General features: G+C 70.2%; 20 protein-coding genes and 4 pseudogenes. 20 read left to right on the top strand and 4 right to left on the bottom strand.

Annotated elements, in window-relative coordinates:
* Positions 1-14 precede the first annotated feature (14 nt).
* The 3 genes from KVT44_RS38695 to KVT44_RS38685 all read right to left on the bottom strand — a co-directional run bounded on the left by KVT44_RS38695 (position 15) and on the right by KVT44_RS38685 (position 2,291).
* The gene (locus tag KVT44_RS38695; RefSeq protein WP_217572278.1) at positions 15-707 is read right to left on the bottom strand and encodes a hypothetical protein; all 693 of its coding nucleotides are present in this window, start codon (positions 705-707) and stop codon (positions 15-17) included.
* Positions 707-1,021, bottom strand: a complete 315-nt coding sequence (locus KVT44_RS38690) for a DUF6112 family protein (RefSeq protein ID WP_217572276.1) — start codon at positions 1,019-1,021, stop codon at positions 707-709. The genes KVT44_RS38695 and KVT44_RS38690 overlap by 1 nt, the downstream gene beginning before the upstream one ends.
* 139 nt (positions 1,022-1,160) lie before the next feature.
* Entirely contained in the window at positions 1,161-2,291 is a 1,131-nt protein-coding gene (locus KVT44_RS38685; protein ID WP_217572274.1) for a C40 family peptidase, read from the bottom strand.
* Between the two features lie 512 nt (positions 2,292-2,803).
* Between KVT44_RS38685 and KVT44_RS38680 the strand changes: the two genes are divergently transcribed.
* The 20 genes and pseudogenes from KVT44_RS38680 to KVT44_RS38590 all read left to right on the top strand — a co-directional run.
* Entirely contained in the window at positions 2,804-3,559 is a 756-nt protein-coding gene (locus KVT44_RS38680) for a site-specific DNA-methyltransferase (protein WP_217572272.1), read from the top strand.
* Between the two features lie 249 nt (positions 3,560-3,808).
* Positions 3,809-4,360 carry a DUF4913 domain-containing protein gene (locus KVT44_RS38675; RefSeq protein ID WP_217572402.1) on the top strand — a complete coding sequence of 184 codons (552 nt, stop codon included), beginning with the start codon at positions 3,809-3,811 and terminating at the stop codon, positions 4,358-4,360.
* A complete protein-coding gene (locus tag KVT44_RS38670; RefSeq protein ID WP_217572270.1) occupies positions 4,357-4,842 on the top strand; it encodes a hypothetical protein in 486 nt (161 codons plus the stop codon). The genes KVT44_RS38675 and KVT44_RS38670 overlap by 4 nt, the downstream gene beginning before the upstream one ends.
* A gap of 18 nt (positions 4,843-4,860) precedes the next feature.
* Complete coding sequence (locus KVT44_RS38665; RefSeq protein WP_217572268.1) at positions 4,861-5,559, top strand: hypothetical protein; 699 nt, start codon at positions 4,861-4,863, stop codon at positions 5,557-5,559.
* A 76-nt stretch (positions 5,560-5,635) separates the two neighbouring features.
* Positions 5,636-6,325, top strand: a complete 690-nt coding sequence (locus tag KVT44_RS38660) for a hypothetical protein (RefSeq protein ID WP_254650500.1) — start codon at positions 5,636-5,638, stop codon at positions 6,323-6,325.
* 147 nt (positions 6,326-6,472) lie between these two features.
* A complete protein-coding gene (locus KVT44_RS38655) occupies positions 6,473-6,820 on the top strand; it encodes an SH3 domain-containing protein (protein ID WP_254650499.1) in 348 nt (115 codons plus the stop codon).
* Positions 6,821-6,920: 100 nt separating this feature from the next.
* Complete coding sequence (locus KVT44_RS38650) at positions 6,921-7,403, top strand: hypothetical protein (RefSeq protein WP_217572266.1); 483 nt, start codon at positions 6,921-6,923, stop codon at positions 7,401-7,403.
* Positions 7,400-7,832 (top strand): annotated as a pseudogene (locus tag KVT44_RS58720) (hypothetical protein). The gene KVT44_RS38650 and the pseudogene KVT44_RS58720 overlap by 4 nt, the downstream one beginning before the upstream one ends.
* Before the next feature lie 9 nt (positions 7,833-7,841).
* Complete coding sequence (locus KVT44_RS38645) at positions 7,842-8,321, top strand: hypothetical protein (protein WP_254650498.1); 480 nt, start codon at positions 7,842-7,844, stop codon at positions 8,319-8,321.
* Complete coding sequence (locus KVT44_RS38640) at positions 8,296-9,138, top strand: winged helix-turn-helix transcriptional regulator (RefSeq protein ID WP_217572264.1); 843 nt, start codon at positions 8,296-8,298, stop codon at positions 9,136-9,138. Before KVT44_RS38645 ends, KVT44_RS38640 begins: the two co-directional genes overlap by 26 nt.
* Positions 9,135-9,653, top strand: coding sequence for a regulator (locus tag KVT44_RS38635; protein ID WP_217572262.1), 519 nt, complete (start codon positions 9,135-9,137; stop codon positions 9,651-9,653). Before KVT44_RS38640 ends, KVT44_RS38635 begins: the two co-directional genes overlap by 4 nt.
* Positions 9,650-10,885, top strand: a complete 1,236-nt coding sequence (locus KVT44_RS38630; RefSeq protein WP_217572260.1) for an MFS transporter — start codon at positions 9,650-9,652, stop codon at positions 10,883-10,885. Before KVT44_RS38635 ends, KVT44_RS38630 begins: the two co-directional genes overlap by 4 nt.
* A gap of 32 nt (positions 10,886-10,917) precedes the next feature.
* Positions 10,918-11,220: a hypothetical protein gene (locus KVT44_RS38625; RefSeq protein ID WP_217572258.1), complete on the top strand. Its 303-nt coding sequence runs from the start codon at positions 10,918-10,920 to the stop codon at positions 11,218-11,220.
* A 277-nt stretch (positions 11,221-11,497) separates the two neighbouring features.
* Entirely contained in the window at positions 11,498-12,724 is a 1,227-nt protein-coding gene (locus tag KVT44_RS38620; RefSeq protein WP_217572394.1) for an ATP-grasp domain-containing protein, read from the top strand.
* The gene (locus tag KVT44_RS38615) at positions 12,721-13,866 is read left to right on the top strand and encodes an MFS transporter (RefSeq protein ID WP_308314216.1); all 1,146 of its coding nucleotides are present in this window, start codon (positions 12,721-12,723) and stop codon (positions 13,864-13,866) included. Before KVT44_RS38620 ends, KVT44_RS38615 begins: the two co-directional genes overlap by 4 nt.
* A complete protein-coding gene (locus KVT44_RS38610) occupies positions 13,863-14,483 on the top strand; it encodes an HAD family phosphatase (protein ID WP_217572256.1) in 621 nt (206 codons plus the stop codon). Before KVT44_RS38615 ends, KVT44_RS38610 begins: the two co-directional genes overlap by 4 nt.
* A 24-nt stretch (positions 14,484-14,507) precedes the next feature.
* Positions 14,508-15,352 (top strand): annotated as a pseudogene (locus tag KVT44_RS38605) (DUF317 domain-containing protein).
* A 30-nt stretch (positions 15,353-15,382) separates the two neighbouring features.
* Positions 15,383-15,871: pseudogene (locus tag KVT44_RS38600) on the top strand (hypothetical protein).
* 60 nt (positions 15,872-15,931) lie between these two features.
* Complete coding sequence (locus KVT44_RS38595) at positions 15,932-16,717, top strand: DUF317 domain-containing protein (protein WP_217572254.1); 786 nt, start codon at positions 15,932-15,934, stop codon at positions 16,715-16,717.
* A gap of 37 nt (positions 16,718-16,754) precedes the next feature.
* Positions 16,755-17,063 (top strand): annotated as a pseudogene (locus tag KVT44_RS38590) (collagen binding domain-containing protein); the annotation flags it as partial.
* Positions 17,064-17,319: 256 nt separating this feature from the next.
* On the opposite strand, the gene KVT44_RS38585 reads toward KVT44_RS38590, so the two are convergent.
* Positions 17,320-19,439, bottom strand: a 2,120-nt coding sequence (locus KVT44_RS38585; protein WP_217572252.1) for a CHAT domain-containing protein, incomplete at its 5' end; no start/stop codon positions are given.

The raw sequence follows: 19,439 nt of genomic DNA, 5'->3' as shown, positions 1-19,439 counted from the left end.
GTCTCAGGCGCGGGTCACTGCGTGACGCTCGGAGCGATGGCGGCCAGGGAGCAGTCGTGGCCGGGGCGGCATTCGATGGCGAGGGTCACGGCCCGTTCCTCGGCCCCGCTGCCTCCCTTCTTCCAGGCGATCTGCTGCTTGCCGTTGACGGTGACGACGTAGATGTACGCCTCGGTGATCGCGGACGGGTCGTCGGCCAGGGCCTGCTTGAACGCGCCGGGGTAGTGGCCCTCGGTAACGCTGGCGGTGGCGTGCTGGTCCTGGTCGGCCATCCGCGACCACAGCAGCGGATCGGGAACCTGGCCGGAGACGGACGCCCAGTCGGCGTACTTGGTCTCGGCGGTCATCCAGGCGCGCATGCCGGCGAGCTGTTGGTCGCGGCTGGTGTCGCGGGTGTCGTAGGACCACAGCATCTGCGCGGCTGCCTTGGCGTAGGCAACCGGCTCGGCGATCTGCGGAGGCTTGGGCACGGAACCGGATCCGGAGGAAGGCTTCGGTGCGGCTTCGGAGGCGGTCGGGCTGCCGGTCGGGGCGGGCGCAGTGGCGGCCGGGGTCTGGTGACCGTTCCTGCCGCCGGTCAGCAGGGCGACGATCCCGGCGATGGCGAGCAGGGCGGCGACGGCGGCGGCGACGATCGCGATGCGCCGGTTGGCCGACCAGCTCGTGCCGTACGAGGACAGCGAGAAGGCGGGGAATCGCTTCTGCATTAGTGGACCTGCGCCCCCAGGCCGGAGAAGAAGGCCACGATTCCGTTCGCGGCGCCCAGACCGAGGGCGGCGCCGGCGGCTACGACCGCGCCCTTCTTGCCGTTGGCTTCGGCCTGGTGGCCACCGGTGTGGTGGCCCCAGGCCCATACGGCGAGCGAGACGGCGAGGGCGCCGACGACGGCGATGATTCCAAACATGTTGATGCTGTTGACGACGTTCTTCAGCACGCTCAGGCCGGGCAGGCCACCGCCCTTGGGGGAGATTCCTGGGTCGTAGGCGAGCTGGATGACGCGGTCGGCGAGAGGAACGGACATAGGTGTGGCGGGGCTCCTTGCTTACGCGGGCCAGGCGAGGGCCGGCGGGAAAGGGAAAGCGGAGAGGGGAGGTGCGCGTGGGGCGCGGAAGTGGCCGCGGCGGCGGCCCCACCCGGGGCGGTGCCGGGCGGGGGCGGCCTCAGAGGACGCGGCGGGCGGCGAGGATCGTCCAGTCCTTGATCGGAGTGATCCGGACCGGCTTGGTGGTGCGGGGCGCCTCGATCACGAGGCCCTCGCCCATGTACATGCCGACGTGCTCAGGCCGGGCGGTGGTGCCGCGGCTGAAGATCAGGTCACCGGGCTTGAGTTGGGCGGGCGATACCGCCTTGCCCTCGTTGACCTGCGTGTACGTGGTGCGGGTGAGTGTCACGCCGGCGTGGGCGTACGCCTGCTGCATCAGGGAGGAGCAGTCGCAGCGGCCCATGGGGTCGGGGCCGTGCGCGTTGGTGCAGGAGCCGCCCCACTGGTAGAGCGTGCCGAGTTGCTGCATCGCCCAGGTGATGGCCTTGCGTGCCTTCGGATTAGCGTCCTTGGGGATCTTGTAACCCTTGGGGACGCTGCCCTCGGGGATGCGGCCGAAGCCGGAACCGTCCTGTCCCGGAGCACAGCCGGTGGTGCCGGGTGACGCCTGCTTGCTCTGGTCCGCGTCCTTGCCGTTCGTGTCGTTGCCGCCCGGGAAGGTCTTAGCGATGGCCTCTTGCAGCGCGATGGCTAGGTTTTCCCACTGGGCATACGCGTCCGGCAGGCCGGACTTCTGCACGGCTTGGGCGGCCTGAGTGACGGTCATCTGCTGCCAGCCGTCGACCTTGAGCAAGTGCTTGTAGAACTGCTCGGAGGCGTAGACCGGATCGCCGATCTGCTGGGCGCTGCCCAAGCCTTGGGAAGGGCGCTGCTGAAACAAGCCGAGCGAGTCGCGGTCCCCGTAGTTCAGGTTGCGCAGCCGGCTCTCCTGCATCGCCGTGGCGAGCGCGATGATCTGTCCCTTCTTGGGGACGTCGAGCGAGAGGCCGGCGGCCACGATCGTCTGCGCGTTGGGAACCTGCTCGGCGGGCAGGTCCAGGCCCTCGACGTGGACGTCTTTGCCGGACGCGCCGTCGAGGATCTTGGTGACCTCCTCGGCGACCTTGCCGGTGTCGATGTCGGTCACGCAACTGCTGAAGGAGCCACTGCTCTGCACGGCGTCGGCGGAAGAGGCCAGCATTATGCCGGTGCCGGCGATCAGGACGGGGGAGAGGAAGACGACGCCGATGCCGGCGGCGAGCCCCTTCAACCCGAGCGGACCGCTCGCCGGTCAGCGATGTTGGGCAGGGGTGGGTAACGAGACGTCATGAACGTGTCCTTCGGAGTGCGGTGTCCGGCGAGCCGCGTGCGCGAAGCGTGTTGGAAGGCCGCGGCGGCCGGGGCGGGCGATCGGGACGGGCCGGCGCGGGCGAGTTGCCGCTCGCTCTGCGAGGCCGGACCGTGAGCTAAGTGTGCCGGGGCAGGGGGTACCTCCGTGAGGCGTGGCGGGAGTAGCCAGCGGCGGTGTGCGCCGGGGCGGTTCAAAAACAGTAGGCGCAGATCGGCGGTTGACCAAAAAGTCGGCGTGAGGTGCCGGAATCCGATACCCCAGCACAGCACTTCTTGGTCGTCGGCGGATTCGCCTCTACAGTTTTTGGACTCCCTCTCGCCCTCCTCGGCCTGTGGCTCTGGGCTTCTGCATGCCCACTTACGGCCCGCGAGGACTCCTGCACGAGACGGGTATTTCCCTCCGCGATTCCGCACCCGAATAGGGGTTCCTCTTTGCCTTTTTCCCTGCACCAGGGCGACGCCCTCAGCGTTCTCGCCGGCCTCCCGGACGGTTGCGTCGACTCCGTCATCACCGACCCGCCGTACAACTCCGGTGGGCGGACCGCGAAGGAGCGCACCACCCGCTCCGCGAAGCAGAAGTACACCTCCGCCGACGCCCAGCACGCTCTGCCGGACTTCACCGGCGAGAACATGGACCAGAGGTCGTACGGGTTCTGGCTGACGCAGATCATGACCGAAGCCCACCGCCTCACGAAGACTGGCGGCACCGCGCTGCTGTTCACCGACTGGCGCCAGCTCCCCGTCACCACGGACGCGATCCAGGCGGCCGGATGGCTGTGGCGCGGGGTGCTGGCCTGGCACAAGCCGCAGGCCAGGCCGCAGAAGGGCCGGTTCACCCAGAACTGTGAATTCATCGTCTGGGCGTCCAAGGGAGCGATCGACGGCTCCCGCAACCCCGTCTATCTGCCCGGCCTCTACAGTGCCTCGCAGCCTTCGGGGGCGAAGCGTCAGCACATCACGCAGAAGCCCGTCGAGGTGATGCGCGAGCTGGTCAAGATCAGCCCCGAGGGCGGTACGGTTCTCGATTTCTGCGCCGGCTCCGGCTCGACGGGCGTCGCCGCCCTGCTGGAAGGCCGCGACTTCATCGGCGTTGAGAAGACCGAGCACTACGCGTCGATCGCGGCCGACCGGCTCACCGAGACGATCCGTGAAACGCTCACCCAGGACGACTTGGTTCTCACCGTCTGATCCGCTCTGCCGTGTTTCGCTCCAGGGCCCCGCGCACCCTCCCAGTCTTTTCCGGAGCCCGCCGGATGTTCGTGTAGCCATCCGGCGGGTCCGTGCGCCGAGGATTCCGCCCACTTGTCATCTCGCGTCTCGTAGGAGGCCGTACTTTTCATGCCCGAATCCATAGAACCCGCAGACGGCGGGGAATTGGAACCGGTTCGCATTCCGGACCCGCAATTGGAGGGGATCGAGGCGAGCGTCCGACGGCTCATGGAGCAGTCGGCTCAGCAGGCCCAGCAGCTCGACCATCTCGCGTCCTCGCCGGCGCCGGGCGGATCGCCGTTCGCGGCCTTCGGCATGCCGGGGCTTGGTGGGCTGGCTCCCGCCGCGCCGCCAGAGCCCCGCCCGATCCTGGAGCTGGACGGAGAGGAGCGCGAGGACGAACTCGACGCGCTCAGCGACTGGGTCGACGACTTCTTCCTCCCGGTCTACGGGGCGGAGGTCACCACCGCGGCGCCCTGGTGCCTGCAGTGGCAGGAGCACGACGACGTCGTGGCCTGGCTCCACGCCCTGTGGCTCGCCTACCAGCAGCACAAGGACCCCGAAGCCGGATTGAGCGGTCTGTTCGTGTGGCACCGGGACTTCCTCACCCACGCCGTTGCGGCGATCCGCGCGCCGGGTGGCCCGCTGTCGGCCTGCATGACCTCTCCCGACCGGCCCGCGCACCGTCTTCTGCCCGGCCCGCCGCCGTCCGTACGGACGGAGACGGCGTCCACGACGGAAGCCGCCGGCGCCGCCGAGCCGGACGAGCCGACGTCATGACCGCGGGACAGGGACAGCCCGCCTTCGGACTGAGCTTCGACCCCCGAGCGCTGACCGATCTCCTCCAGGCCCCCAGCGACATCCGCGACCTCACCCTCGCCTACCTGCAGGAAGTCGTGAACGCACAGCGCTTCGGACTGCGCCTCGACGGCGACCTGGAGGGCTATCGAAAGCTTTTCGTGGACTCCCGGAAGGACTGGCGCGTCGTCTACGGCGTCCGTCCGGCACCCGCGGAGTCCGCACATCAGAAGGAGATTCACGTCGTCGCGGTCCGGCCGCGTGCGGGCAACGACGTCTATGACGAGGTCGGCCACAGATTGGGCATGACCCGCCGGCCGCTGAGCGCCCGCACCCACGCGGCCCGTTCCCGTTCCCCGCAGCTGACCACCCGCACTCCCGCGCCCCGGCCCGGTCCGCCGTCCACCGCACTGCCGGGTCTGCCCCGTCCCGCACACAACCCCGCGCACCACCACACCCGCTGAACGCACGGAGTGTCGCCCATGCCCCCTGAAGCCGCGCCGCTACCAGCCCGGCGTGCGGTGTCCCCGCTCGACCATCGCCTCGAAGCCGTCACCGGCCACGACATCGACACCCTGTGGTCCTACCGCGACCGCGGCGTCCTGGACGAGTCCCACGCCCACCTGGTCGACCGCCACCGCGAGCTGGCTAAGACCCAGACCGGTGTCACCTTCTACCTCCGCCTCCTCAATCGCCTGTCCAGCGGCGAGTTCGACGTCGACGACGCCCTGTTCACGCGCATCGATCGCACCGTGGACCAGCTGGAGGATGACGCGGGCGCTCGCGACGCCGCTGCCCGGGAGGTGCTCGCCGCACTGGAGCCGATCGAGGCCGCCGCGGCGGCCTCGGCGCCCTGCGCGCAGCAGCTCTCGACGGACGACCAGGCCGCGCTGCTCGCCATCGCCAGCGGCGCCAAGCTCTATGAACACCTGCTGACCGGACGGATGTCCGTGACCGCTGCCTCCGGCACCCGCATCCCTCACGCCAAGCTCCAGCGGCTGGAGGATGCCGATCTGGTCGTCCGGGACACCGGCCACCCCGTGCACGCCGGCCAGCCGGTCGTCCTCACCGACGCCGGACGTGCCGCGCTGTTCGCCGCCCGACGGACCCCCACGACCCGGGCACCCAAGCTTCCGGCCCGCCCCGGCACGTCGCCATCCACCCCGGCACAGCGGCGCTGAACTCCACCGAAAGGCCCTTGTTGTCCCCCACCGAACGGCGCCGGCTCGGCAGTCCATCCCTCAAGTCGATTTCGAGTTGGACGACTTCGACGCTGACGAGGAGAAGTACCTCGACTTCTACCGCAAGGTCGCCGTCCACGAGGACATGCTCGTCCCCCTCGCCGAACACCACACACCCAACGGCGCGCACAGCTACTACGTGCTGTTCGACCGCACCGCCACCTGGGGGCACCCGGGTATGCCGCAGGTGCTCGCCGTACATCTGCAACGGGAGCGGGAGAAGCGGACGTTCACCTTCGAGCAGGCCCCCATGCCTCTGCCCGCGATGGCGCAGTCCTGGCTCATTCACCGCGGCTGCCCGCGCGACGCCATCAGCCTCAACCCCGAGCTGGGCCCACCGCCGGCGGACGAGGCGACTCGTGCGCTGGAGCGACGCCTCGCGGGCGACGGCAACCACTACGCCATGGGCTACTCCTACACCTGCGACGACCCGGACGACATGGTGACCGTCGTGGCACTGCGCGCCCTGGACGAGCGAGCCCCTTCGCCGTTCCGCGTCATCGTCGAGGAGGTCGACACCGACGCCTGGACGCGCACGCTGCGGGAGGGCGGCTTCGCCACGGTCGAGGACGCCTTGCAGTGGTGCGACGACCGGTTCGCCGGCGAGGCCGACCCTCTGCCACCGGTCCGCCCGGCAGCTGCAGCCAGCCGCTCCGTCGGTGTGGCGAAGTCCCCTGCTCCGCGCCCGCCCGGCCGGTCCCGCTGAGCCCCGCCAGCGTCTACAGCGGCGCAACATAGCCGACGATCGCCGGTTAGCCAAACCGGCGATTCTCCGGACTCTTATGCAGCCGCCGGTACAACACCCGCGGCGCCTTCCACCCAATCCCTATGCCTTCACGGAGGTTTTTTTCGCATGCGCTCCACTCGAATTGCCATATCCGCAGCGATGCTCGGCGCGCTCGCGCTGCCGGTGCTTTCCGCCACCACCGCCAACGCGGCACCCGCTGCCGTCTCCGCGGCCCCGGCGAGCAGCTGCTCGTCCAAGCCGCCGCTGCCGTACGCGGTGCACGCCAAGGCCGTGACCATCCGGTCCAAGGCCAGCTCGAAGTCCACCGCGCTCGGCGTGCTCTACAAGAGCCACAAGTTCAGCGTGGCCAAGAAGAGCGGCAACTGGTTCTACATCACGGACAAGACGACCGGCGTCAAGGGCTGGGTCTCCGGCACGTACGTCTACCGCGACGTCCGAATGTGCCTCGACTGACAGGCCCCAATAGGTGGCCCGAAAGGGGCTGAGTCGCCGGGCACGGCCGCCCCCTCATATTCGTCCAGGCATCGGCCTTTCCAGAACAGGAGTTTCCCTATTGTCCGACGGCACATTCGATGACGCTGAGGATGTCGTGGGCGTGCTCACCGAACGGATCGAAGCGCGCTTCGGCATGGACATGGACCAGTTGAAGGCCGCGGTCGCCGCAGCTCCGCTGGCGAATCCTGACGCCACCGATGTCGTCAAATGGCACGGCCTCCTCGTCGAGGCCCAGTCCGTGCTCGACCGCGCGGAGGACGACCTCCTCGCCGCGTTGGAAACCCAGCCCAGCGAGGTCGACGACCCGACGATGGGTCTCGCCCACCGCGTGAACGCGGCCGTCACTGCCCGCGACGGCCGGGCCATGGTCGTCCGGTGGCTCCTCGACCCGAACGCTCCGGGCAAGAAGGACCTCGCCGCCGAACGGCTCGCCCGCCTTCGCCCCCGAACCGGGCCGGCGGTGCAGACCAGCGCTCCTCGCCAACCCGCGGCTTCACCCGAGCCGGCGTCGGCGTGGCGGGCGGGACGGGCTGTTCGATGAGCCCGGTCAAGGCCAGCACCATGGACGCCGACCTGCAGCAGGTCTTCGGTGGCACGGTCCCTGAGCTGCACGAGGTGGCTGTCGGCCACGATGCCTCTCCGGCCCTCGCCCGTTCCCTGGAACTGCGTTCGTTCCTGGCTCTGACCGAGGAGCAGGTTGTCCGCGTCCGCGATCGCGTGCACGCGGACATGGACCCGGACCGCGACATGGGCGAGCTGTCGGCGGACAAGCTCCGCTTCGATGCTCAGTGGCTGGAGGCCGCGCTCGATGCCCGCGACGGCTACCGCGCGGCGCTCGGCGAGCTGCTGCGCACGATGCCGCCGCCCGACCAGCAGGCCCGGCCCGTCCGCATGACGCAGCTCAAGGCCACCGCCACCCTGCCTCCGTCCGCCGCCGCGTGCCGGGGCGGCCCGGGCCCGCCGACCCTGAATGCCCCGTTTGCCCCACCTCACGTCCACCGAGATTGCCGGACGGATCGAGGACCTGTACGGCTCGCCGCTCGCCGACCTCGAAGCCCACGCCCAGGACCAGCCGCCCGGCATGCTCTCCGCCCTGCTTGGCATGCACGACGACCTCGACCTCGCCGAGCGCAGCATCGACTTCCACCGCGACCACCTCGCCAGGCTCATCCACCCCGAGCGGCAGATCGGCCGGCACGAGGTCCCCCACCTTCTCGACGGTGCACGACGGCTCGCCGAAGCCGTCGCCGTCCGCGACGTCCAGGCCAAGTCGGTAGCCGCCGTCCTGCAAAGCCTCGCCCGTGTCCCGGCCCCAGCGCCGTCCCCGCCGACACCGTCACCGCCACTACCGGCTCCGCCCCTCCCGGTGCAGACCCGGCGCACAGCCGCTGACCCGCAGGCGATTCCCCCTCACCCACCCAGGAGTTCCTCCCTTGGCCATCACCGCTCTGCCACCTGACACCGACATCGACATCGCCCGGGTCACCGAAGTCCTCGCCATGATCACCCCACGCTGGAACGTGAGGATCCTGCTGGCACTCTCCGGGCCGCCACTGCGCTATAGCGAGTTGGCGGCCAAGGTGTCCTGGCTGCAGAGCGGCCAGCTCCACCCCAAGCTCAAGTCGCTGTGCGACGCCGGGCTCGTCGAGCGCACCGAACACACCGCACGGTATGTGACCTACGGCCACACCGAGCGTGGCGCTGCCCTGCTGCCGGTCCTGCCGATGCTCGTCACCTGGGCCGAAGAGCATCTGGAGGCCCCGGACCGTCCGCTGCCCGCGATCGAGCAGATCGAGGACAGCCTCACCCTGCTCACCCGGCGGCACGCCGCTGCCATCCTGTGGGTGCTGAAGTCCCGCGAGGAGGTCAGCGGGCGGGCCTTGGCCCGGATCGTGATGCCCAGCAGCGACTGGACCAACGTGTACCCGCCGCTGCGGCAGCTCGTGGCCGACGGCCTGGTCGACTCCGAGGGCGTCGGCCGGCCCTACCGGCTGACGGCGGCGGGCGACGGCCTGGGTCCCGTGCTCGGCGCGCTGTCCGCATGGTGCGCCGGGCAGCCTCTCAACCGGGCGGTCCACCACCCGGTCTGGGGGCACCCGCAGGCGAAGTCCGCGTCGAGGCCGTGGGTCAGCAGCCAGTCCCGGCCGGCGCCCGCGGCGATCCCCCCAACCCGGACAGGCGAATCCGCTCCGGCCTGGCAGAACCGCGATCTCTTCTCCCATGCCACGACCGCCCGCCCGAAGGCGGCCGTCCCGGCGGGAGGCCCGCGCCGATGACCACCCTCTTCACCACAGCCGAAGTACGGAACGCAGTCGAGCTGCTGGCCTCTCGCTCCTTGATCCGCCTGGTCACCGAGATCGACGACAACGGGGCAATACCGCCAGGACGCTTGGCCGCGACCCTCCCCGACCTCTCCACGCATCAACTGCGGCACGCGACCGAAACAGCCCGCGCTCGCGGTCTCGTCCGGACCGCGCCCGGCACCGGCCTGGAACTCACAGACGCTGGGTCGAAGTTGGCCGACCTGTACGACGCGGCTGCGCGCTGGTCGAGACGCCACGCCTCCCCGTCACCGGTCTGCGAGTTCAGCAACCGCGTCTGCCACGTCCTCGACCTGCTGACGCCCTCGCTCGCGACCGAGAGCGCCGACAGCCTCGCACGGTTGTCCGCCGCGTGCCCACCCGGCGCGGAGGCCGAGGAGGACCTGGCCCGTCCCCGTGCCCTCCTGCTCCAGTGGCTGGCCGCGAACCCGCAGGTCACCGCCCTTCCTGATCCCGAGCCAGTCGCGTGAGCGTAGCGGTCACACCCCGGCACGCGCGCCACACCGCCGGGCTGCTGCGCGGCATCTACCTGCCGCGCGCAGCGGACGCCCTCGCGTTCGCGATGTCCACCTACGGCATCCCGCTGCTAGTGCTGGCCACCACGCGCTCCGCCGCGCTGACAGGCGCCGCGTTCGCCCTGGAGTGGATCCCGCGCCTGGCGGCGTTCGGGTGGGCCGGATCGGTCGTCGACGGGCGTGGGGCATCCGTGGTCTTCCACCTCGCCTCCCTGGGACGCGCTTTGGCTCTCGCCGTCGGCGCGGTCCTTCTCCATCTCCACCCGTCCGGCGCCGTGGCGAGCGTGACCGTCATGGTGCTCGCGGCGGCCACCGGCGTGCTCACCGAGTTCAGTTACATCGCGGCCGAGACCGCGGGCGCCGCCGCCGGCCGCCGGGCAGGTGCACGCGCTCACCGTGTCCAGGCCGTGCTGCTCGGTATCGACCAGACCGCGACGCTGGCCGGCCCGGCGCTCGCCGGACTGCTCCTGGTCGCTGGGCCGCCGCCGATGCTCGCGGTGATCACCGTGCTTTCGCTGTTCGCCGCGCTGCTCGCTCTGCGCACACCCCCCTCGCCTGTGGCCCCGGCCCGCGCTTCGAAGGGGCGGCCCGGCGCCGGTCTCCTCACCGGGTGGCGCACCATCCGCTCGCTGCCCGCGCTCGGCTGGCTCGTGGCCGGGCTGACCCTGTCCAACCTAGCCACCGGGTTGCTCCAAGCGGCTGGCCCGGTGATCGTCGTCGAGCGCTTCGGGAAGTCCACCACTGCCGTCGCCCTGGTCTGGTCCGCAGCCGCCGGAGCGACACTCCTCAGTGTCACGCTCTGCCGGTTCGCCCTGGACCGTCTGGGCCTGTGGCCGGTCGGCGCCACCTGCGGTGCTCTCGCCTCGCTCGCCTGTCTCGCCGCCGCCCAGGCTCCCGACTACCTGTCCTACCTGGTCCTGGTCGCCGTCCTCATGGCGGCAGACGGCGGCATGACGGTCGTCCTACGCACCCTGCGCTCCCGCCTGATCCCCCCGGAGAAGTTCGGCAGCACCCTGTCGGCGACCATCCTCATCCTCCTGCTGCCCTTCCCCGTCGCCGGCGTACTCACCGCGCTCACCCCGCCCGACGCACTGGGCCACGTCATCACCGCCTGCGCCGCCCTGCAGGCCCTCGGCCTGTTCTGCGCCTTCGCCCGCCTGCGCACCGATCCCGCCCTGCGCACCTGACCCTGCTGCGTCCCTAGCCTGTGGAGAACCTCATGCCCCCCACCGTCCTCGGGAGGAACCGCGCCAGCGGTCGCACCATCACCGAGCAGTTCAACGCCTTCGACGCGCACAACCCGCACGTCTACCGCGCTCTGGAACGCATGGCCGCCCGCCGCTTGGCCGCCGGCGCCACGCGGGTCAGCCTCAAGGACCTCTTCGAAGACCTGCGCCGCCAACTCCCGTACGGAGTCGCCGGGCTGAACAACAACTTCACCGCCCTCGACGCCCGCCGCCTGATCGACGACCACCCCCACTGGGCTGGCGTGTTCGAACTGCGTCGCCGCCGCGCCGCCTGACAATCCCCTCCCTCCCATCGCTTCGGCGCCTCCCTCGGCCGGACGAGGCCGCCTGTCGGGCCACCTCGTCAGTGCCACCCCCACAGTCTGCGGGCTGCGCGAGCAGCCTCGGCCCGAGGTCCCACCACGCCGCCGGCCGCGCGTCGGCTTCTCGCCGAGCAGCCGTCCTCTGCCGCTGCAGTCCGCCGCCTCATGCCCTCCGCATGTCCACCCTCCGACCCCAAGGAGCTTGCCCTTGTCCGACCGTCCCGTCGCCTTGATCGTTGCCGCGGCCGACATGGAGGCCGAGGCGTACCGCGGGTACTGCCTTCAGTCCGTGGCCGCCGCTTATGACGTTGTCTTGATCACCGGAGAAGAGCCGTCATGGGAGGTGCCGTACCTGCGGGACTGCGTGGTCGTGTCTGATCCGACCGACCAGGCGGAGCTGTCCGCCGCCGGCCGGACCCTGGCCGAACGCTACGACCTGGCTGGGGTCTTCACCTGGACCGAGTGGTACCTCGTCCCCGTGGCCCGCCTCGCACGCCAGCTCGGCCTGCCCACCACCGCGCCGGAGGCCATGCAGGCGTGCCGCAACAAGGCCACGTCCTGTGCGCTGTTCGCACGGCATGGCGTGCCGTCGGCTGCTTCGGTGAGCGTGCGTACCTTGGCCGAGGCCGAGGCGGCGGCCCAGCAGATCGGCTACCCGCTCGTGCTGAAGCCCGCCGCGCACGCGGCCAGTATCGGCGTGATCCGCGCTGACACCCCCGAACAACTCACCGTTGCCTTCGCGTTCGCCGACCAGGCGGCCGGGCTCGGGCGGGAGTCCACCAGCGTGCTCGTGGAGGAGTATCTCGACGGGCCCGAGGTGTCGGTCGAGTGCGTCACCTACCGCGGCGAGACCACCGTGGTAGCGGTCACCCGCAAGACGGTCAGCGCTCCGCCCTTCTTCGAGGAACTGGCCCACTGCGTGGACGCCGCCGACCCTCTGCTGGACGTGGTAACCCCTGTGGCACGGGCCGCGATCCGTGCTCTGGGGATCACCGACGGCGTCTGCCATGTCGAGATGCGGCTGGTCAACGGTCGGCCACGGCTCGTCGAGGTCAACGGCCGGATCGCCGGCGACATGATCGGCCATCTCGTCCGACTCGCTACGGGCATCGACCTGCCGCGCGCCGCCGCCGACATCGCCTGGGGCCGGGCCCCCGACGTCACCCCGACCAGGTCCTCGGCCGCCGCGATCCAGCTGCTCTACCCGGACACCTCCGGTACCCTGCTCCGACTCGGCTTCGACGGCGTCAACCCGGATTGGCTGGACCGCGTGCACTTCCAGCACCAGGTCGGCGACCAACTGCTTCTCCCGGCCGACGGCGGCAACATGTGGACCGCGCGGATCGGCTACCTGATCACCACCGCGCCCACCGCGGACCTCGCACAGGCCCGCGCCGAGGAAACTGTCCGCCGTATCCAGGTCCACGTCGAGCCCCGCCCGGCCGACGAGCCTGTTGCCGGTGGGCGCCCCGCGTGAGCCGACCGGACGCTTCCCTCCGGCGCAGCCGTGCCCTGCTGACCGGCTACTTCCTCGGCCTGGGCGTGGTGATGGCTGTCTGGGGCGCCCGGATGCCGGCCGTCCAGAACGCCGCCCACCTCACGACCGGCAGCCTCTCCCTCGTCCTGCTTGCCGCCGCTCTCGGCATGGTCGCCGGTCTGCAGGCCGGCGGCCGGCTCGCCCGGCCCGAACGACTCCCATTGCTCCTGATCGGCGGAGCTGTCGCACTGGCGACAGCACTCGCCCTGCTGGGGCAATGCCGGACTCTGGCCTCGCTGCTCGCAGCGGCGATGGTCTTCGGCGCCGCGCACGGTGTGTTGGACGTCGCCGCGAACACCGGGGCAGTCCGCTGCCAGAACGCCTACGGCAAGCCCATCATGTCGTCCCTGCACGCCGCATACTCGATCGGCGCGCTGGGCGGCGCCGCCCTGGCCGCCGCCACCGCCGGCACAGCCCACAGCGCACTGTTCCTGACGGTCGGCGCCGCACTGACGGCGAGCGTGCTCGTAGCCGGGCCGCGCACCCTCACACTGAGCGGCGCCGACCCCAAGACCTTCGGCCCCCAGCGGGCCGATCGGGATCCGGCGCCGGGGAGGGTATGGCTGCTGGGTGCGCTGGCGGCTGCCAGCCTGATGGGGGAGGGAGCGGCAGCCGACTGGGCCGCCGTGCACGTGCACGCCCTGCACGCCGGTACGGCTGTCGCCGCGAGTTCCTTCGCCCTCTACAGCACCGGCATGGCGATCGGCCGGCTGACCGGCGACCGGCTCACGAACCGCTTCGGTGCCCCTGCCGTGGTCCGCGTCGGCGCGGTGCTCGCCGCAGCCGGACTGGCCACCGGCGTCCTGGCCGACAGCGTGGCCGCGGCGCTGGCCGGCTGGGCCGTGTTCGGGCTCGGCCTGTCCGGCACCGTCCCCTCCCTGATCACCGCCACCGGGAGCCACGGGCCGAGGGCCGTCGCCACGGTTTCCGTAACCGGCTACCTCGGCCTGCTCGTCGGCCCCGCCCTCATTGGCGCCCTCGCCGCCATCACCACCCTGCCCACAGCCCTGCTGCTGCCCGCTCTCCTCGCAGCAGCTCTCGCCGCCCTCGCCCGTCGCGCCCTGGAGAACACCGCCCCTTGACCCGCCCCACCAGCCTCGACGCCGTTATCCTCGACTACAACGGCGTCATCGGACTGCAGCCCACCCGCGCCCACTGGCTTCGACTGGCCCGCACCGCCTCCTGGCCCGAAGACGATCTCGCAGGCTTCCAACGAGCCTTCTGGAACGCCCGCGACCTCTACGACGCCGGCCAGCTCAGCGACCTGGCGTACTGGGCGCGCGTCCTTGGCGCCCACCCCGGCTCCCGCCTGCTGCGCGAACTCCTCGCCGCGGACACCGCCATGTGGACCGAGACCGACGAGAGCGTCCTGGCCGTCCTACGCCGCGCCCACGCCACCCGACTGCGCATGGTGCTGCTGTCCAACGCACCCGCCCATCTCAGTACCGTGCTCGACATCCACGGGTGGCGACGCATGATGACCCAGGCGCTGTACTCGGCCCGACTTGAGGTGTGCAAGCCCGACCCGGCCGCCTACCAACACGCTCTGCAGGCCACCGGAGTTCGCGATCCACGACGCGTTCTGTTCGTGGACGACCGCGCCGGCAACTGCCATGCCGCCGCCCGATTGGGCTTGCGAACGCTGCACTACACCGGCTCCAGCGATGCCCTCCAAGAAGCCCTGGTGCTCGCTGCCTGACCCGCCTTCACCACTCAGGAACCTGTGACCTCTCACGACGACCTGCGCACGATTGACGGAGACGTCTTCGTCTCTCCGCGCCACCTCGCCTCTACCACCGGAATCGGCGATCCAGCTCTCGCCCCGCTCATCGACCTCGGCTGGGACCTCCATCACGACGACCTCGGCAACGCCTACGTCAACGCCCCCGACCGCAAGATCCGCCTGGGCTACCTCCCCGAGGGCGAGGACGACGGGCTCTGGCGCATCAACGCCTACCGCGATCCGTTCGGGCCACCGACCTGGGGCGTCTGTTTCAACGACCGCGTCCCGACCGAGTTCGTCCAGGCGTTCACCACCGTCCTCGCCACGGCGTACCAGCAGGGGCCGGACGCCTACCTCGCCCGGCCGGTCTCCGGGACTGATGAGCACGATCCCTTCTTCGCGGTCGTACCCCTGCTGAAACGGGGTTGGGAGATCGACCGCCCGCGCTGGGGCGTCTTCGCCATCTGGAGTTCACCACCGGCGATCTCGACCCGGATGCCGAACTGACCACGCGGGACGCCCGCTGGCAGTTGTGGGCGGGCAACTCCATCGACCGGCCCGTCTGGTACGCCACGGCCAGCACCGACACCCCCGTCGCCCTGCTCACCGCAGTCACCCAGTGCTTCGCCGACCCGGCTCCGTTGCCCCGGTGGCGCGAGGAGACCTACAGCTACATCAAGGGCATGGCCCAGCTCACCCCGATCCTTCCTCCCGGACCGCCGGCCCCCACCCCGCTCGATGTGCAGCGGGCCGTCGCGTCCCACCGCCCAGCCACGCTTCCCGCGGCCAGCGTCCCGCGCTGGAGCACCACCAGCCGACCGGCCCTCCCCGGCCCCCGCCGATAGGACCAGCCCGACCCCTACCGGAGACCCCTCTTGTCCCTGCAGGCCCCGGAGTTCTTCGCCGAGCTGTGCCTCCCCTTCCACGACAGCACCGTCGTGGGCAACACCTACTTCGCCGCCCCCGTCCCCGGTCTACCGCTGCGGCTGCGGATCGATTTCACTGGCACCATCCACGCGGACACCTACGGCGGCCTGCGCCTGGCGGTCGTCCACCCGGACCGCGGCGAGATCGACGCAGTCGCCCTCAGCTTCCTCGACCACGGCACCTTCCACCGCCGCGACGAAGCGACCAACACCCGGCCCAACACCAAGCAGTACGGCACCTTCGACACGTACCACCGCCCCGGGCGGCCCCCGTGGGAGGGAGCCGTCACCACCGGGTTGCGCGATGCCATCGAGCAGTACACCGCCGTCTGGTTCCCCGGCGCCTGAACCGCGTCCGCGCCGAGCCGCACCGCAGGCCGGACTCCGCACACGGCTCCCGCCGTGCCGGTCACCCGCAGCGGCACCCGCGCCCGCTGATCCGCGCCCACACCGCCAGCCCCGGCGTTCCGCACCCTCCCAGCAGGAGCCCTGCCCGTCATGACCCACCCGTTCGAGAACCTCGACCCGGCCCAGACCGTGCAGGTCCTTCCCCGCCACCTCGCCGGACCCGGTGCCCTTGACCCCCGCACCACATGGGCCTTCCCCTACGGCGAGGGCTGGCCGTTCGCCCAGACCGACGAAGGCACAGCCGCCGCTTTCAGCCCGTGCCTGCGACTGCAGACCACCTACGACCCCCAGCCCGACAAACCCGGCAAGGGCACATGGACCATCAACGCGCACCGAGCCCCGTTCACCCCGCCGGCCTGGCGGATCACCTTCGACGCCACCACCCCCGTCGAGCTGCTCCACGACGTCCACACCGAGCTGCTCGACCTCTACCTCGAAGACCGGCACAGCGACCAAGACCGGTTGTTCCAGGACGAGACCGCGCCGCACGAGGCATACGCGCCACTGCTCACCCTCGGCTGGAGCCACGACGTCAAGACCGACGGCACACAGACCTTCCTCACCCCAGAAGGTCTCGGCGGCGTACGCCACCGCTACGCCAACAGCGACTCCAGCAAGTTGGCCTGGTTTTCCTGGAGCGGATACCCCAGCGAGCCGCACTGGAGGGCACGCTTCTCGTTCGGCACGCCTACCACACTCGTCGCGGCCTTCACCGCCTCGCTCATCTCCACCGAGCCACTACGCCGCACCGTCCAGGACGTCCCCTTCCACACCCGCCGCGCCCTCTACGTCGCCACTCCGACAGGCAAGCAGCCGCAGGGCAACACACCCGCCGCCCCGCCACCTCCCGCTCCGGTCTCTGGCCGCACCCGATGACCTTCCCCGCCCCCTGACCCAAGGAGTCCTCCTCCTCGTGCACGCACGATTCGTCCGATCCACCGCCGTCGCCGTCGCGGTGACTGGCACCCTCACCTGGGCGCCGGCCGCGAGTGCCCAGCCCTCCGAACCGCCCCCCTCGGCCTCCGTCACTACCGACGAGACACCAGCCCCGGACGTGGGCAGCGTCGAGATCACCACCAAGGACACGGCCGGGGATGTCCTCCCCGGCGCCGCGTTCCTGCTGCTCGACTCCGCAGGCGCAGAAGCCGGACGGGGGAAGACCGACGCACAGGGGAGGCTGACCTTCTCCGACCTCGCGCCGGGCGTCTACCGCCTCAAGGAAATCTCCAAAGGCCGTGGGTTCGCGCTTTCCGAAGGGGGCTCAACGTGGAACCCGCGGGCGATGTGGTCATAACGGTACCCGGGCGGGCCTGGGTTCGTACGAGTCCGCCGAACCGGCGGCGCCCCCGCACCTTTCGCTCGCTCTCGTTGGAAGTGCCTCGGCCGACAGACGAGGCAGAACACCACCCGGCCCGGCCACGTGTACGCGCGTATACCCACACCTGCGTCCCGGCGTCCCCGGCACAGGGTGCTGGTGTTCACGCGCCGGCATGCAGGTAGGCGGCCCACAACAAGGGAGCCCGCCTCCGGTCGAAGGGGGCTGGCAGGCCGTGGCCGTCGCGTACCCGGCGTACAGCCCTATGGAGAGCCCAGGCTGCCCGGTCAGTGTCCAGACCGGAGTCGGTCTGTAGGGCGGTGTAGAACAGGTCAGCGATGGTGACGGCGATCTGGTCGTCGATCTCCCACAGGGTGCCGATCACATGGGGAAATCCGGCGAGTTGGAAGGCGGAGGTGAGGTGGATGGCCTCGTCGAGCAGCGCGGCTGTGTCGATGGCTGCGGTGCGGCAGGCGGACAGGTAGGCCAGTCTGGCCTGGTCGAGTGCGATGGGGCCGAGGCTGGCAACGGTCATGGGATTGTCCGCGTGGTCGTGCAGCAGCAGCTGGCTCTTCGAGGGATCGGTGGAGTTGCTGGCACCGTGGCAGGCAAAGTGCACGATCGCACATTCCGGCAGGTGCTCCAGCACATTGGCCTTCGTGGGCATGGGCCTAGTCGGATCCACAGGCCCGTCGGCTGGGGCCGGTTCCCGCAGTAGCACAGGGTCGGGCAGGCGGGCTTGGAGCATCGTGGCTTCGGCATCGGCGAAGCGCAACCGTCCGTCCTCGGGTAGCCCGGGTGTGATTGGCATTGCGACGATCAGACTTCGCACCGCTGTGGGGGACGGGGCGCGCTCGCGAGCGTAGCGCAGCGCACGCACGGTGGGAGTGTAGGACGAGACGACCCGGTCCATCACGGTACGCCGATGCGGATTGTCAGCCGAGTCAGTGTGATAGCCCGCCGCATGCAGTGGCAGCAGGCTCAGCAGTCCGCCCGGCGACCACCACACCCGCGGCCACTCCTCCTCGCAGTTCCCGCCCTCGCCCGCGGGCACGCCGTCATGTCCCAACTCTTTCAGCACGGGGCCGGCGGCCACATCCCACAGCCACTGAAGGACTTCGACGAGCGTGGCCTGTGCCCTCTCCCGCTCGGCGGATGAGTTCACCGGGGACACCGCCATTCGCAACGCCTGCCGGAAGACGTTGATCTGATCGATCACCTTGCTGGGGATGAGATGGGGCAGTTTCAGACTTGTAATGCCCTCGTCGGTGAGCAGCAGGGCATCACTGCGGAACCAGTTGACGTTGAGTACCACCACCGGGCTCTGAGATGCCTGAGCTAGGAGTTCGTCCGTGGTGGGCGGCAGGGCGAAGGAAGAAAAGCCCTTCAGGTCGCGAATCTCGGCTAGGAGCGTGTCGAACTCCTCCGCCATCCGTTGCCGTTCGCGCACCAAGTGCTCGTGCTGCAGCCCAAGACCAGCGACGTCGTTGCCTGCTTCGGTCGGGACCATGGTGCTCGTGGGCGCTTCCAGCCGCTTACGCAGCTTTGCGAATCGGCGGGCCAGCTCGGGATGATGTTCACGCAGATCGGTCAGATCACTGCGAGTTTCCAAAGCCTGACTGAACAGCACTGCCCGGCCCACCTCCAAGAGCCCCAAAGCCCGCTCCGCCCGGGTGGTAGCAGTTCCGCCTGGAGAAGCGAGCGCCAAGGCAGCGGCCGTACCTGCTAGTCCTGCAAAACCGCCGACCGCATGCTGCTGGTCCCCGCGCTTCAGACGGCGTGGGGGCACCTGGGGCAGCAGCCGAACCGCTGCCTCCGCCAACTGCGCTGCCTGCTTCACATCACCGGACTGCGCTAGCAGGTTAGCCGCCGCCATTCCCGCCCGGACGCGGAGTAAGGGCGTCGCCGCCTCCGTCTCCACCGCTTCCAGCCAGCAGGACGCTGCTTCTTGCAAGTCCTCCGGCGTGCCGGTCCACTCGAACCGGGCCCGTAGGGCATACCCAAGGTTGGACAACGTCTCGGCTCGGTTGGGGTGGCCGGCGGGAGTCGTGGCTACCGCCTCATGCCCTGCAGCGAGAGCGGCGTCCAAGTCTCCTAGCATGCCGTTCCGATGGAACCTTCTCAGCAGAATTTTCCCAAGTTCGGTCAACTCCATATTGCGGCCTAGATGGTCGACCGGGATGGTGGCCACCCCGTTTTGGAGGTATTCGATGGCGGTGTCCAGGTCTTCCGGCGTGCCGGTTCGTTCGAACCGGGTGCGTAGGGCATGTCCGAGGTTGGACA

The organism is Streptomyces sp. GbtcB7, from assembly GCF_019091445.1.
GTDB classification, from domain to species: Bacteria; Actinomycetota; Actinomycetes; order Streptomycetales; family Streptomycetaceae; genus Streptomyces; species Streptomyces mirabilis.
The sequence above is the reverse complement of the archived record's forward strand: the minus strand, read 5'-3'. Positions and strand labels throughout refer to the sequence as shown.

Coding starts and splice junctions, on each gene's coding strand:
- KVT44_RS38695 (WP_217572278.1), bottom strand. CDS start 707: ATGCAGAAGCGATTCCCCGCCTTCTCGCTGTCCTCGTACGGCACGAGC.
- KVT44_RS38690 (WP_217572276.1), bottom strand. CDS start 1,021: ATGTCCGTTCCTCTCGCCGACCGCGTCATCCAGCTCGCCTACGACCCA.
- KVT44_RS38675 (WP_217572402.1), top strand. CDS start 3,809: ATGGAGCAGTCGGCTCAGCAGGCCCAGCAGCTCGACCATCTCGCGTCC.
- KVT44_RS38670 (WP_217572270.1), top strand. CDS start 4,357: ATGACCGCGGGACAGGGACAGCCCGCCTTCGGACTGAGCTTCGACCCC.
- KVT44_RS38665 (WP_217572268.1), top strand. CDS start 4,861: ATGCCCCCTGAAGCCGCGCCGCTACCAGCCCGGCGTGCGGTGTCCCCG.
- KVT44_RS38655 (WP_254650499.1), top strand. CDS start 6,473: ATGCGCTCCACTCGAATTGCCATATCCGCAGCGATGCTCGGCGCGCTC.
- KVT44_RS38635 (WP_217572262.1), top strand. CDS start 9,135: ATGACCACCCTCTTCACCACAGCCGAAGTACGGAACGCAGTCGAGCTG.
- KVT44_RS38625 (WP_217572258.1), top strand. CDS start 10,918: ATGCCCCCCACCGTCCTCGGGAGGAACCGCGCCAGCGGTCGCACCATC.
- KVT44_RS38620 (WP_217572394.1), top strand. CDS start 11,498: ATGGAGGCCGAGGCGTACCGCGGGTACTGCCTTCAGTCCGTGGCCGCC.
- KVT44_RS38595 (WP_217572254.1), top strand. CDS start 15,932: ATGACCCACCCGTTCGAGAACCTCGACCCGGCCCAGACCGTGCAGGTC.